The sequence below is a fragment of the Nonomuraea spiralis genome (genome assembly GCF_014648435.1).
Taxonomy (GTDB): Bacteria; Actinomycetota; Actinomycetes; order Streptosporangiales; family Streptosporangiaceae; genus Nonomuraea; species Nonomuraea spiralis.
This window is the reverse complement of sequence record NZ_BMRC01000031.1, coordinates 108721-109869: the sequence shown is the minus strand read 5'-3', so window position 1 is coordinate 109869 and position 1149 is coordinate 108721. Positions and strand designations below refer to the sequence as shown.

The 1149-nt window shown below is 65.8% G+C and carries 2 protein-coding genes; one reads left to right on the top strand and one right to left on the bottom strand.

Going from position 1 to position 1149, the window contains the following annotated elements; genetic code table 11:
* A partial coding sequence (locus IEZ27_RS44730) for an RNA-guided endonuclease InsQ/TnpB family protein (protein WP_189652807.1) occupies positions 1-896 on the bottom strand: 896 nt, incomplete at its 3' end.
* Positions 897-918: 22 nt separating this feature from the next.
* Here IEZ27_RS44730 and tnpA point away from each other — a divergent pair.
* Positions 919-1149: IS200/IS605 family transposase (gene tnpA / locus IEZ27_RS54505; RefSeq protein ID WP_229824907.1), on the top strand; the 231-nt coding region annotated here is incomplete at its 3' end.

Sequence of the window (1149 nt, the reverse complement as noted above, 5' to 3'; positions counted from 1 at the left end):
GCCGACCACCCGGCATCGTGCACACTCTTGGCCAGCCTCGTGCGCGCCAGCCCGCTCACCGCCAGGTCCTCCACGAACACCGCTTGGTTCTCGCGGATGATCTGTGTGGAGAGCTGGTGGTGGAACTCGCGGCGGGTGTCGGCGACCCGTGCGTGCGCCCGGGCGATCTTGTGCCGGGCCTTGTCGCGGTTCTTGCTGCCCTTCCCTTTCCGAGACAGGGCGCGTTGGGCTTTCTTCAGCCGTTTCTCCGCCCGGCGCAGGAAGCGGGGAGAGTTGATCTTCGTTCCGTCCGGTAGGACGGCGAAGTGCCCGAGCCCGAGGTCGATCCCGGTCTCGGCTTCGACGGCGGGCAGTGGTTGCACGGTGACCTCGACCACGAAGCTGGCGAAGTATCGGCCCGCCGCGTCCTTGATGACCGTGACCGAGGACGGGTCGGCAGGCAGGCCCCGTGACCAGCGCACCGCGACCTCGCCGATCTTCGGCAGGACGAGTTTCCCGTTCTGGCTCACCTTGAACCGGGCATTCCTGGTGAACCGGATCGCCTGCCGGTTGTCCTTGCGGGATCGGAACCGGGGCGGGGCGAGTTTCGGGCCCCTGCGCTTGCCTGACACCGATGCGAAGAAGTTCCGGAACGCCGTCGCGCAGTCGGCGAGCGCCTGCTGCAACACCACGGCTGACACCGTGCCCAGCCACGCCCGATCGGGGCGTTTCTTCGCCTCGGTGATGACCTGGCGCGACAGCTCAGCGTCGCTCACGAACGGGAACCCGTTCTCATGGGCGTCGTTGCGCATACGCAGTGCATCGTTGAACACCGTCCGGGCGCACCCGAACGCCCGGCCCAGCGCGATCCGCTGGGTGGGGGTCGGGTCGATCCGGTAGTTGTACCGCAACTGCACCCGATCATCATACGGTTGGGTTATGGCCGATTACAGCGATATCAGAACAGGCAGGCACTGTGTTTTCGTGCTCCACGCCCATTTGGTCTTCGTGACGAAGTTCCGGCATCGGGTGTTCACCGACGCGCACCTGACCCGCCTGGAAGAGATCATGCGGGCCGTCTGCGCCGACTTCGAGACCGGCCTGGCCGAGTTCAACGGCGAGAACAACCATGTCCACCTGCTGGTCAACTTCCCACCCAAGATCGCCCTA